The 11731-nt window shown below is 44.0% G+C and carries 13 protein-coding genes; 4 read left to right on the top strand and 9 right to left on the bottom strand.

What is annotated here, in order from left to right; translation table 11 throughout:
- Nucleotides 1-202: 202 nt before the first annotated feature.
- Both RH85_RS23735 and RH85_RS23740 read left to right on the top strand, forming a co-directional pair.
- Entirely contained in the window at nucleotides 203-340 is a 138-nt protein-coding gene (locus RH85_RS23735) for a hypothetical protein (RefSeq protein ID WP_006712499.1), read from the top strand.
- Nucleotides 334-441, top strand: a complete 108-nt coding sequence (locus RH85_RS23740; protein ID WP_006712500.1) for a DUF465 domain-containing protein — start codon at nucleotides 334-336, stop codon at nucleotides 439-441. Before RH85_RS23735 ends, RH85_RS23740 begins: the two co-directional genes overlap by 7 nt.
- Nucleotides 442-541: 100 nt before the next feature.
- Here the strand turns inward: RH85_RS23740 and RH85_RS11910 are convergent, their stop codons facing one another.
- The 7 genes from RH85_RS11910 to napF all read right to left on the bottom strand — a co-directional run bounded on the left by RH85_RS11910 (nucleotide 542) and on the right by napF (nucleotide 6306).
- The gene (locus RH85_RS11910; protein WP_006712501.1) at nucleotides 542-1480 is read right to left on the bottom strand and encodes an early set domain-containing protein; all 939 of its coding nucleotides are present in this window, start codon (nucleotides 1478-1480) and stop codon (nucleotides 542-544) included.
- 247 nt (nucleotides 1481-1727) lie between these two features.
- Nucleotides 1728-1865 (bottom strand): TIGR02808 family protein, encoded by a 138-nt coding sequence (locus RH85_RS22345; RefSeq protein ID WP_006712502.1) that lies wholly within the window; start codon nucleotides 1863-1865, stop codon nucleotides 1728-1730.
- 9 nt (nucleotides 1866-1874) lie between these two features.
- On the bottom strand, nucleotides 1875-2453 hold the full coding sequence (locus tag RH85_RS11915; RefSeq protein WP_006712503.1) for a NapC/NirT family cytochrome c: 579 nt from the start codon (nucleotides 2451-2453) through the stop codon (nucleotides 1875-1877).
- Nucleotides 2454-2483: 30 nt separating this feature from the next.
- Nucleotides 2484-2939, bottom strand: a complete 456-nt coding sequence (locus tag RH85_RS11920; RefSeq protein ID WP_006712504.1) for a nitrate reductase cytochrome c-type subunit — start codon at nucleotides 2937-2939, stop codon at nucleotides 2484-2486.
- 63 nt (nucleotides 2940-3002) lie between these two features.
- The gene (napA, locus tag RH85_RS11925; protein ID WP_006712505.1) at nucleotides 3003-5492 is read right to left on the bottom strand and encodes a periplasmic nitrate reductase subunit alpha; all 2490 of its coding nucleotides are present in this window, start codon (nucleotides 5490-5492) and stop codon (nucleotides 3003-3005) included.
- Nucleotides 5489-5794, bottom strand: a complete 306-nt coding sequence (locus RH85_RS11930) for a chaperone NapD (RefSeq protein ID WP_006712507.1) — start codon at nucleotides 5792-5794, stop codon at nucleotides 5489-5491. The genes napA and RH85_RS11930 overlap by 4 nt, the downstream gene beginning before the upstream one ends.
- A 26-nt stretch (nucleotides 5795-5820) precedes the next feature.
- A complete protein-coding gene (napF, locus tag RH85_RS11935) occupies nucleotides 5821-6306 on the bottom strand; it encodes a ferredoxin-type protein NapF (protein ID WP_006712508.1) in 486 nt (161 codons plus the stop codon).
- Nucleotides 6307-6546: 240 nt separating this feature from the next.
- On the opposite strand from napF, the gene narQ reads away from it, so the two are divergent.
- Both narQ and RH85_RS11945 read left to right on the top strand, forming a co-directional pair.
- Entirely contained in the window at nucleotides 6547-8271 is a 1725-nt protein-coding gene (gene narQ, locus RH85_RS11940) for a nitrate/nitrite two-component system sensor histidine kinase NarQ (protein WP_039948995.1), read from the top strand.
- Nucleotides 8258-8890 (top strand): response regulator, encoded by a 633-nt coding sequence (locus tag RH85_RS11945; RefSeq protein ID WP_006712510.1) that lies wholly within the window; start codon nucleotides 8258-8260, stop codon nucleotides 8888-8890. Before narQ ends, RH85_RS11945 begins: the two co-directional genes overlap by 14 nt.
- Before the next feature lie 83 nt (nucleotides 8891-8973).
- Here RH85_RS11945 and dcuC read toward each other — a convergent pair whose 3' ends face one another.
- Both dcuC and RH85_RS11955 read right to left on the bottom strand, forming a co-directional pair.
- Nucleotides 8974-10341, bottom strand: coding sequence for an anaerobic C4-dicarboxylate transporter DcuC (dcuC, locus tag RH85_RS11950; protein ID WP_006712511.1), 1368 nt, complete (start codon nucleotides 10339-10341; stop codon nucleotides 8974-8976).
- A gap of 264 nt (nucleotides 10342-10605) precedes the next feature.
- Entirely contained in the window at nucleotides 10606-11403 is a 798-nt protein-coding gene (locus tag RH85_RS11955) for an EAL domain-containing protein (protein ID WP_006712512.1), read from the bottom strand.
- Nucleotides 11404-11731: the final 328 nt, after the last annotated feature.

Genomic DNA, 11731 nt, shown 5'->3' on the forward strand with positions numbered 1-11731 from the left:
TTCTAAGTTGGCCATTAATAACAAGCAGGGACTGTTATGACAAAAGATGTTTTTATTTGACTCTGATCTTCATAAACGGCGTGGCTTTCAAGTTGACATCGTGATCTTCAAGCATTCACGGTTAACAATCTGCACTATAATTATCGTGACTTGCCACTATTCGGCTAGGCCAGTTTTTGGTGTGGATAGATAAGGAGACACGATGTTAGGTGAAAGTCATTCTCTTCTTGCGGATTTTCCTGAGATGGAAGATGCAATTACAACTCTAATGAAAAATGACGAGTCTTTTGCTCAAGCAATGAAAGATTACAACGCGCTAGTAAAAAAATTCGGGTGTTAGAGCTTAATGGCTCGCCAATTGATGATGATGCAATGATTCAGCTCAAGCACCAGCGTGCAGAGCAAAAAGATACCCTGTATCAACGAGTCACTCGACTCTAAATACTCGACTTGGCGTTGAAAGTTAAAAATCCGATATCGTGCTGCGATATCGGATTTTAATTGGTCAAAATACGCACCAATATTGTAATGTGCGATCGAATTAATTCATTAAAATTTGTTTCATCTCAGCGATGATTTCGGGAGAGTTCACCGGTTGAATGTCCAGTATCAAGAGTGCAAAGTTGTCAGCAAGGATTTCTTCCGGATGAATGATGTAGTTGGTGTTGTATCCTACTTGTTCTAAAAATCCCTTAAGTTCAGAACGGTCAACAATGGTTGGGTGATCATCGTCATAGGTCCAGTTGCCATCTTCATCTGCGACGATTAAAAACTTAAACAGTAAATAATCAAAGAACTCTCCTCCTTTGTCTAAATCATACTTGTCACTAATAGAGTAGAGAATAGGCATAGCCCACACGTGTTGTTGATTATATTCGACGAAAATGGCGTAGTCATTGAGCGGTGCGTCAGGATTGGTGATTTTGCGATCTTCCAAATCATCGGGAAACTCAATTTCACCAACATAATCGAATCCAATTGAGCGATACAATTCATCTTTTTTAACTTGGTTATGGCGGGTATAAATGTGGAAGATTTCATGCGCCATAATACGTTTAAGCTCTTGCCCTAAAACCAGTTTATCGCGTTGCAGAATTATCGCTTCGCCGCGAGTATAGGCTGCAGTGCCTTCCTCTGCTCCTGTGGTTAGGATCATTTTGATGCTTGCTGGTAGATCGATTGGGTATTTATCGAGTTCTTGTTTTAGCTCCGTATAAGCTTGGTTGACGTAAGCACGATCTTGCTCCGTCCAATCGAGCGTGTTGTGGCGAATAAATCGTTTGAATTCGGGTTTAATAACATGGTCGACTGTTTTCATGCGAGATTCCATGTCGAACTGACTTAATCTCTGCATAAAATCGTCGTTACGGCTCAATTGTGCCGCAGCACGATGTGAGTCGAGAAAAGTGAGGGTGGTTTGCGCGAAAGAAGAAAAACTAGAGCAGACCAAGGCGGTAACGATTAACGTTTTCAGGGCCATACAAATCTCCATTTAATGATTAAGACCTATAGCCATTGTGTAAGTCTAATCGTTACTTCTCACATGGATTAATCAAGTAACAAAAGAATTTGCGAGGGGTATTGTGCCCGTGATTAATTGCATTCAAAAATTGTCATCAAATGATGTTGATAATTGGGGTTAAATCATGCTTTAGTTGTTGATATTGTTAAAAACAAAGGCGCTCATAACGAGCGCCTTAGTAATGGGTTTATCAGTGTGGTTCACTTTATCCCAATTCTTTGTCTTTACTTTTTGATAAGATCCAAACACAAATAGCCGCGACAACAGCAAAACCAGATAAGATAATAACGGGCATAGCGCTGTAGCCGAGAATATGCCAAATGACGGATTCAAAAGTACTCATATGGGCTCCTTATTGCCAGCCTTCAACGCCATGCATGTCAGGTAGTTTATGTGCAATGCCTTTATGACAATCAACACAGGTTTTATCGCCATTTGCCAATGCGGTTGAGTGCTGTTTTGCGCTGCGATCACCTTGCTCGGAAAAATCCATATACTCGAATTCATGACAGTTCCGACATTCCAACGAGTCGTTGCCTTTCAGCCGCTTCCATTCTCGCTCTGCTAGGTGAGCACGACGTTCCTCGAACTTTTCAGGGGTGTCGATGGTCTTTAGCACGTAATGGGCAAAGAGCTCTTTCGACGCTTGAACTTTACGGACAATTTTATCTGTCCACTCATGTGGTACATGGCAATCGGAACAGATAGCCCGTACGCCAGAACGGTTAGAATAGTGAATCGTTTCCTTAATTTCCGCAACGATAGGGGCATGGCAACCTGAACAGAACTCTTCCGTGTTAGTTGCCTCCATTCCGGTGTTAAATGCGCCCCAGAACAGAAGACCGCCAGCAAAGCCCATAAATAAAACGACCCCGACGGCAGCTTTACTTGGACTTTTTAGTCGCTTCCAAAACGCTTTCAATAATTTCATACGTTAACCTCGTTAATAGAACGCCTGGTGTTATTTCAATGACTGAACGCGTTCGAAGTCATTACCGACTAATGGTGCAGCCTCAGCTTGTGGTACATGGCACTGCAGGCAGAAATAACGGCGCGGTGACATATCCGCGAGCACGGCATCTTCTCGGTTGACGTAGTGAGTCACACTGATCTTAGTTGCTCCCATCTCTTTAGCGTTCTTCCAACTGTGGCAAGACAAGCATTTGTTCGCGTTTAGCGACACTTCATAGTGACGAATGTTGTGCGGGATCAGCGGTGGCTGATACACATAACTACTATCGAGTTGTTGCTCTTTTGGGTATTTCTTAAAATCGTCAGCAGGACGGGTATCTTCTAAGCGTGTATCACCACGCAGAGAGTCAACACCGCCGGTACCGCCTGGGTTATCAAGCTCTGCGAATACGCTGCCACTAACAATTGCTGCAAAAGCAAATAGGACAATCACACTTTTTTTCATCGTAACTTCTCCGCCGAAGGGCAATATTCTTTGTTAGCTGCGGCCAGCGCAGCCAACTTTGGATTAAACAACTTTAGTGATCTTAACCGGGCACTTTTTGAAGTCGGTCTGCTTAGAAAGCGGGTCGGTCGCATCTAAGATCAACTTGTTGATCAATATTCGAGCATCAAAGAACGGCACGAAAACAAGCCCTTGCGGTGGTCGATTTCGGCCGCGAGTTTCCACGCGAACACGAACTTCCCCGCGTTTGTTTGCCATTAGTACTTCTTCACCTCGACGGACATTGCGCGCCTTGGCATCGTCAGGGTGCATGTAACAGACAGCATCTGGTACTGCTTTGTAGAGTTCAGGAACGCGGCGTGTCATGGTGCCGGTGTGCCAATGTTCTAGAACACGGCCCGTACAGAGCCACATGTCGAACTCTTCGTTTGGTACTTCTGGTGGCGCTTCGTAAGGAGCAGAAATAATCCACGCTTTTCCATCGGGCTTACCATAGAAATCCCAGTCAGAACCGGCTTTAGCGTAAGGATCTGATCCTTCTTTAAAGCGCCATAGCGTTTCTTTTCCGTCAACCACAGGCCAACGCAGGCCACGCACAGTGTGATAAACATTGTATGGGGCGAGGTCATGCCCATGTCCTCGACCAAACTGAGCATATTCTTCAAATAGCCCTTTTTGCACATAGTAACCAAAGTGATGGGCGTCATCGTTCAATTCGCGAGCTTCGTCTAGAGGGAATTTATCTACGCTGCCGTTTTTGTACAAAACGTCATACATGGTTTTTCCACGATATTGTGGTGCCTTGGCTAATACTTCTTCCGGCCACACTTCTTCAATCTTAAAGCGTTTTGAGAATTCCATCAGTTGCCACAAATCTGATTTGGCATCGCCAACGGTTTCTACCTGCTGATACCAAGCTTGGGTACGTCGCTCTGCGTTTCCGTATGCACCTTCTTTTTCAATCCACATGGCCGTTGGGAGGATCAGGTCGGCTGCTTGTGCGGTTGCGGTTGGGTATGGGTCAGAAACAACGATGAAGTTTTCTGGATTGCGGTAGCCTGGTAAACGCTCCTCGTTGATGTTTGGTCCTGCTTGCAAGTTGTTGTTGCACATCACCCAGTAAGCATTGAGCTTAGCGTCGCGTAGCATGCGATCTTGCAATACGGCATGGAAGCCCGGTTTTGGTGGAATCACCCCATCAGGAATGTTCCAGATACCTTCGGCAATTTTACGGTGCTCAGGGTTGGTCACCACCAGGTCAGCAGGCAAGCGGTGAGCAAAGGTGCCCACCTCACGAGCGGTACCACAAGCTGAAGGCTGCCCAGTGAGTGAAAATGGGCTGTTACCAGGAGTGGCGATCTTACCGGTAAGAAGGTGAAGGTTGTAAACTAAGCTGTTCATCCAAACACCACGAGTATGTTGGTTCATACCCATTGTCCAAAGCGACATGACTTTGGTATTTGGATCTGCATATTGTTTGGCCAGTTCAACCAGTTTTTCTGGAGTAATACCTGTTAACTCTGAGGTGTATTCAAGCGTATAAGGGGCAACCGATTTTTTATATTCATCTAGATTGATGGAACTCATTTCGCCAGAGTTTGGATTGGCAGCTTCCATTTGAATTGGGTTATCGTCACGCAAGCCATAGCCGATGTCGGTTTTTGCTTGTTTGAAGTGAGTGTGCTTGTTTACAAAATCCCAATTGACCGCATCGTTTTCAATAATGTAGTTAGCAATAAAGTTAGCCACAGCGAGGTCTGTTTGTGGGGTGAAGATATACCCATGGTCTGCCAATTCAAATGAACGATGGTAGTAGGTTGATAGCACGTTTACTTTGACGTGTGGGTGACTGAGGCGACGGTCTGTAATGCGAGTCCACAATACAGGGTGCATTTCAGCCATGTTTGATCCCCATAAAACGAACGAGTCAGCATGCTCAAAATCGTCGTAACACCCCATAGGTTCATCAATACCAAATGAACGCATAAAACCAACTACGGCTGAAGCCATACAGTGACGCGCGTTAGGATCAATATTGTTCGAGCGGAAACCGGCTTTCATGAGTTTGGACGCAGCGTAGCCTTCCATTACTGTCCATTGACCAGAACCAAACATGCCAACCGAGGTTGGACCTTTATCTTTTAACGCTGTTTTCCATTTTTCAGCCATGATGTCGAATGCATCATCCCAAGAGACTGGCGCAAATTCGCCATTTTTATCGTACTTACCATCTGTCATGCGCAATAAAGGTTGGGTTAAACGATCGTGGCCATACATGATTTTGGATAGGAAATAGCCTTTAATGCAATTAAGCCCTTTGTTAACAGGAGCTTCAGGATCACCTTGTGTTGCGACCACTTTGCCGCCCTGCGTGCCAACGAGCACTGAGCAGCCCGTGCCACAAAAACGGCAGGGCGCTTTATCCCAGGTGATTTTGGTTTGGTCTGAACTTGCAATCAGATTGGTGGCGGAAGCTGGTAGTGTAATTCCAGCTACCGCTGCCGCTGATGCAGCTGCGTTTGCTTTCACAAACGCACGTCTTGTCATTTTCATACTTCACCCTCTACTTGGGATTGTTGGTTGCCAGAGTTGGTTTCACATTCGTCCAGATCAGTTTCTATTTGGTGATAAACCATTACTGTATTGAGGACGTGTGGGAGGTTATTGATTACATCAATGGTGTCGGTGATAAATCCGTGATTGCGAGTTTCCAGCACGACGACCATTTTTCCTTCCGGACTGTCGCCGTAAACTTCGGCGTTTTCGATGTCGTTAATCTGTGCTTTCACTGTTGCTAAGTAGTCCGGCGAGGTATGGACTACGAGACTTGAAATATGCACTTCATTTTTCGGCATGTTATGCTCTCATTGTTGTCGCCACATTACGTGGTGACGTTGCTCACATTAATAGATGACGTAGGGCAGACAGCAACACAAGCACCGCAGCCATTACATTGATTGGTATCGATAGTCGGTTGGGCGACACTGCCTACTTGGTAAACAAATTGAATTGCCATTGGTTCGCACATATCACCGCAGGCCCGACATTCCACATTTTGTGTGGCAAGGCAGTGTTCGTTGATGGACGCTTTTGCATTCCAAGCTTCAGAGGACTGTTCATTAAACAAGGATTCAGGGCAGGCTTGCGCACATTGATAACAAAAAGTGCATTCATCGATCGAAAAATCAACGGTTGGGAAACCGCCATCGCCTTTAACAATGATCTTTGTCTCACAGGCATTGACGCATTCACCGCATTGACTACAGAGATCAATGAAGCGATTCGGCTCTGATAACCACGGCAAGCGAGCCGCAGTTTCCAAGCGAGTATTACGTTTAAACAAGCGTCGTCTTGAAAGGTCAACCATTGTGTCAAAATCCAAACTATCGAACACAAATAGCGAAATGCTATTCACAAGGTGTCATTTATCGATAAATAAATTGTAGTTTTTGACACATTTGTATAAATACCTCTAAGGGGGTAATTAGAATGAGATATTGTTTTAGATCAATTAATTCAGATAGATTTGATCACATATTGGGTGAACCGTTGGTCTAACCCTTAAGAGTACGAAGATGTTTTGGGACATATTTTGAAAGAGGCTACATTGTTTAAAACGGTAAAAAGGTCGGTAACAGGGACGATCGCGAAGGCAATGACCTTGATTGTACTGTTGTCAGTCGGCACGATAGGCTACGCATTCGTACTCCTTGCTTCCAGCTTGAATGATGCGGAGGCGGTTAACGTCGCGGGTTCAATGCGAATGCAAAGCTATCGTTTAGCTAACGATATTCAGTCACATTCAAGTGATTATTCTTCACATATTTACTTATTTGAACGTTCGATCTATTCATCCTCAATGATGGCGTTGCAGAACTGGACCGTTCCCGATGACATCACGCAAGACTACTACCAATTGATCATTCGTTGGCATGAATTAAAAGCGGTTCTAAACAGCGAAGAACGCAGTCAATATCTGATCTTAGTACCTAGTTTTGTATCGCAAATTGATGCTTTCGTGTTCAAGTTGCAAAGTTTCTCTGAGCGTAAATTGCTCCAGCTTGCTTGGGTTGGTGCGATTGGCATGGGGGGCATTCTCATCACTAGCGTATTTGTCGTACTGTTTGTGCGGCGTGAAATCGTCAGCCCTTTGCGCGCGTTGGTGTTGGCCAGTGAACAGATTCAATCTCATTCATTTAATGTCGAGTTAAACGTCGTTAGCGATAATGAAATGGGTATATTAACGCGTACCTTTAACAACACGGCCAAAGAACTCGGTAAGCTCTATTACGGGTTAGAAAATGCGGTCAACGAAAAGACCCACAAATTGCAACATGCCAATCAGTCATTAGCTGTACTGTATAAGTCTTCGAGTGAATTAACGGCATCGCGAATAACGCCGGATAATTTCGATGCAATATTGGAATACATCAAAAGTATCGAAGGAATTGAAGCGGTCCAATTAGCCATATTTTCTCGTGAGGAAAAGCCATTGATCCTCACCAAGGGCGATTATCAAGAGCAGGGGAGTTCACATCGAGTATTAACCCTTGATGGACAAGATCTAGGGACTTTACATTGGAATTGGCGTTTACCGTGTCCAGATCAAGCGCTTATTGATAATTTTGTTAGAATATTATCACGAGCGGTTTATTATAATCAGGCACAGCGTCAATCAGAACAGCTGTTGTTACTCGAAGAAAGAGCAACGATTGCACGAGAGTTACACGACTCTTTGGCACAATCACTGTCATACCTAAAAATTCAAGTGTCATTGCTGAAAAGGCAAATGACAAAGCTTGAAGAAGACAGCGCCTCTGACAAAGCAAATCAAGTCATCGCCGACTTGGATGAAGCTCTGAGTGGCGCATACACACAACTGCGTGAATTACTCACCACATTTAGACTCTCGATTACTGAGGGCAGTTTTGGTACTGCACTAAACGGTATGATTGAGCAGTTGACAGAGCAAAGCGACGCCGAAATTCGTTTAGTGAATGAATTATCATCTACTGAACTAGATGCACATGAACAAGTCCATCTACTACAGTTAATTAGAGAAGCCACAATCAATGCAATTAAACACGCCAATGCGAGCTTAATTGAAGTGACCTGTATAGAAGAAGATCACCATGTCGTTATGCGAGTGAAAGACAATGGTGTTGGCATGCAGCAAGATAGCCATAAATTAAATCACTATGGTTTATCAATAATGCATGAGCGTGCCAGTCGTCTGCATGGTGAGTTGACCATCAATACGGTAACCGATGCGGGTTGTGAAATTGAATTGAAATACCCTAGAACAAAGGATGAACACTTTGACAACATGTAAAGTAATGCTGGTTGATGATCACCCCCTAATGCGTCGTGGATTAGGGCAGCTACTCAGTTTTGAAGATGAGTTTGAGGTGATCGCTGAAGTCAGTTCTGGGGCCGAAGCCGTGGCTAAAAACCACGCAGAACAGCCAGACCTGATTTTGTTGGATTTGAACATGAAAGGCATGTCGGGTTTGGATACATTGACCGCGCTGCGTGCAGACAATTGTGATGCCAGTATCGTCATCTTAACGGTGTCTGATAGTGCATCTGATATTGATGCGATCATTAAAGCCGGCGCTGATGGTTACTTATTGAAAGATACCGAGCCTGACGAATTGATTGACTTGCTCAAAGTGGCGTTACAGGGTGACAAAGCCTACAGCCGAGAGGTGGCTCAGTATCTTGCCGAACGTGCTAATCACAGTGATGTCTTTGATGGTCTAACAGACCGAGAGTTACAAATTTTACAGCAGGTAGCAAAAGGGCTGCGCAATAAACAGATTGCTGACATCTTGTTCATTTCGGAGTCTACGGTGAAAGTGCATATGAAGAGCCTACTCAAAAAACTCAGTGTACCTTCGCGCACGGCTGCCACCGTACTCTATTTAGAGCGATTTGGTGACAGCAAATAAACGGTTGGTTAATCGACTAACGCAAAAATGGCGCTCAGTGAGCGCCCTTTTTTATCGTACTTATTTGTCTGTAAAACTTTTTGTTATGCGTAAATCGGTACCAATACAACGGTACCCAAGATAACCGTAATCAAACCACACAACACGGGTACAGAAGTACGTTTTACTACTTCAAATGGGCTGATCTTACCCATACCTGATGTTGCAACCACAACGCCTGATACTGGTGAGATAGTGCGACCAAGGTTTGAAGCTTGTAGCATCGGGATAATTAGGAACGCTGGGTTGAGGCCCATTTTCGCGGCAAGTGCAGGCGCAAGCTCAACAAAAGCGTAAAACGGAGCGTTACCTGAACCTGTTGCGATCGCAGCTGCTACTGTTAGACCGGTAAGGATCAGCATTAGCGCAATGCCACCCGCACCTGCAGTTTCTGCAAGGTGAAGCAGGTTATCAATGGCACCAATCGACATCAGACCTTGTGCAAACACTCCCGCGGCAACCAAAAGCATCACCACGCCTTTGAATGCATCAGCCATACCTTCATAGCATGATTCAAGATCGACTAAGGTTGCTTTACCGTCAAAGCGCTTGTTGATGTAGTCAATGACGGCACCAACAAAGATTGAAAGAACCACAATGGTGTAGATATCGAGCGAAAGGTTCGGGATCGTACGGCCATTAAATAGGAATACGCCAATAATTGGTAAGAAAGGCAGAATCGCGTAATAGGCAGGCGCTTTTACTTCGATTTCTGAAACATCAACACGCTCCATTGGAGTGTTGTCTTTTTTATCGAGGTACTTATTCCAGAAGAATGCAGCAGCGGCCATGACTACGATGGCGCACAACGATACTGGCAAAACAGTTTGCACTGCAAATAGGTCGAGTGTCATCCCTGATTTTTCAGCAGCGATAACCACATCACCAGAGGTTGGCGATAAAATGATTGCAGCAGGCGAAGCACACACGGCAACCGCGGCTGGGCGCGAAATACCCATCGCCGTCATCATTGGGAACAATGTCGCCATCAAAAGTACGCCAAGACCAGTTGCTGAACTAACCGCCAAAGACATCAAGCAAGCCACGATGTACGCCGCAACAAGCAGAACATAAGGTGACTTGATAACCGCTAGCGGTTTAGAGAATTGCTTAACTACAACGTTGTTTGCGCCGATGTGTGTCATGTAAGAAGCAAAGCCGCACAACAGCATAATTTGCATACCCAAACCGCCACCGCGGTTTTGCAGCATGAATTTCACATATTCAAGCGCATCTGTGAACATATTGCCTGTTGATGCGATCTTGCTTGGAAGAACACTGTGGCCTAGAAAGCCGGTAATAAAGAGTAATGCGAGACCCGCAGAAAGAAGAACGCCGGCAGGTTTATATCCCTTAACGATAAAATAGCCTACGGCTACGGTAACAACTAATCCGATTAGAAGCTCCAGCATGAAATACCTCGGTAGATAAGTGAGAATGTGTAAATCTGTGTCAAAGTGTGAAGGATAATCTACCGAAAAGAGGCCTGTAGCACGAGTGGAATTCAACCAAGTTATGATCTAAAACAAAAAATTAAATTATAGGATGTTTGTAGTTTAATATTCTGTTTTTATTGCTTTGTTGACGTTGTATCTGTGGCGGGAATGTAAACAAAAAAGAGCATCAATGGCTCTTTTTGTGTTTGAAATGTATCTAGGTCAAATGAAGGAGTGAACTTAATAGCTATTTGCTTCAGTTTCAATGGCATCAATAGGCTGGGGCATGGCTAAAAAATAGCCTTGATAGTAGTCCACATCGAGTTTCTTCATTGCTTCATATTGCTCTCGGGTTTCAATGCCTTCAACCACCACTTTGGCATTAATACGGCGCGCTAAATTTATACCATTAATTATGGGCTCGGTGATGCCGTGCATATAGTCGAGCATTAATGAGCGATCGATTTTGATAATACTGGGCTTAAGTAGCTCGACCCTTTGGTGGTTAGAGGCTTCCATACCAAAATCATCGACAGCAATTTTGTAGCCATTTTTCGCTAAGCGATCCATAGCAACCTTAAGGAAATGATCGTTGGTTGAGTCCAGCTCAACCACTTCCATCACGACTTGGTCGTTTTTTATATCCAGTGACTTTAAGCGTTGTGACAACAGATCAATTCTTATGTCTTCGAGAGCAAAAAATTCGCAGGCAGAAGGTAAAACATTGAGAAACAAATTGAGGTCACGGTACTTTGAATTTGAAAAATTGCGAATGTGGATGACGCGGCTTAAACGTTCAACATTGATTTTATCTTCTAAGGTTACACTCTTAGAGTGAAAAAATTCATCGGGTCTAACATTTTGCTGAGTGCCATTTTGAATACGCACTAAAGCTTCCACGCCTACCGTTTTATTGCACTTATTGAAAATGGGTTGATAGACGCTGCGTAACTTGAGCTCTTTATAGGTCGCAACAAACTGTCTTTCATCCGTGAAAGATAAGCACTTTTGAAACTGATGTTGACTAGACAGAATCATTAACGTGTAAACCTTTAGTTAAGAAGTTATTCCGTATGCAATAAAGCTCGTTAGTGACATCGTATTGACACTGACATAATTTTGTCAACGAATGAAGTCTAACGATTGACGTCGATGGGATATGAAAGTTAACAAATTTGATGTCGGTTCTAAACTTTGGTTGCACCGTCATTGTTCACACTAATAACTCGTTAGTTTACGTGTTGGTTACTTTATAAGTAGTGACTTTGCAAATACAGATTTTGGCTGCAATTCAACCGGAAAGCTCGAACCATATCACTCTAACGTTCATCAAAGAAATCTTTGTTACGTATATATTTAGTCATTA

The organism is Vibrio ichthyoenteri ATCC 700023 (genome assembly GCF_000222605.1).
Classification (GTDB): Bacteria; Pseudomonadota; Gammaproteobacteria; order Enterobacterales; family Vibrionaceae; genus Vibrio; species Vibrio ichthyoenteri.

Bases quoted from the DNA above. Each gene is read 5' to 3' on its own strand.
- RH85_RS23735 (WP_006712499.1), top strand. From the start codon at position 203: ATGTTAGGTGAAAGTCATTCTCTTCTTGCGGATTTTCCTGAGATGGAA.
- RH85_RS11910 (WP_006712501.1), bottom strand. From the start codon at position 1,480: ATGGCCCTGAAAACGTTAATCGTTACCGCCTTGGTCTGCTCTAGTTTT.
- RH85_RS22345 (WP_006712502.1), bottom strand. From the start codon at position 1,865: ATGAGTACTTTTGAATCCGTCATTTGGCATATTCTCGGCTACAGCGCT.
- RH85_RS11915 (WP_006712503.1), bottom strand. From the start codon at position 2,453: ATGAAATTATTGAAAGCGTTTTGGAAGCGACTAAAAAGTCCAAGTAAA.
- RH85_RS11920 (WP_006712504.1), bottom strand. From the start codon at position 2,939: ATGAAAAAAAGTGTGATTGTCCTATTTGCTTTTGCAGCAATTGTTAGT.
- napA (WP_006712505.1), bottom strand. From the start codon at position 5,492: ATGAAAATGACAAGACGTGCGTTTGTGAAAGCAAACGCAGCTGCATCA.
- RH85_RS11930 (WP_006712507.1), bottom strand. From the start codon at position 5,794: ATGCCGAAAAATGAAGTGCATATTTCAAGTCTCGTAGTCCATACCTCG.
- napF (WP_006712508.1), bottom strand. From the start codon at position 6,306: ATGGTTGACCTTTCAAGACGACGCTTGTTTAAACGTAATACTCGCTTG.
- dcuC (WP_006712511.1), bottom strand. From the start codon at position 10,341: ATGCTGGAGCTTCTAATCGGATTAGTTGTTACCGTAGCCGTAGGCTAT.
- RH85_RS11955 (WP_006712512.1), bottom strand. From the start codon at position 11,403: ATGATTCTGTCTAGTCAACATCAGTTTCAAAAGTGCTTATCTTTCACG.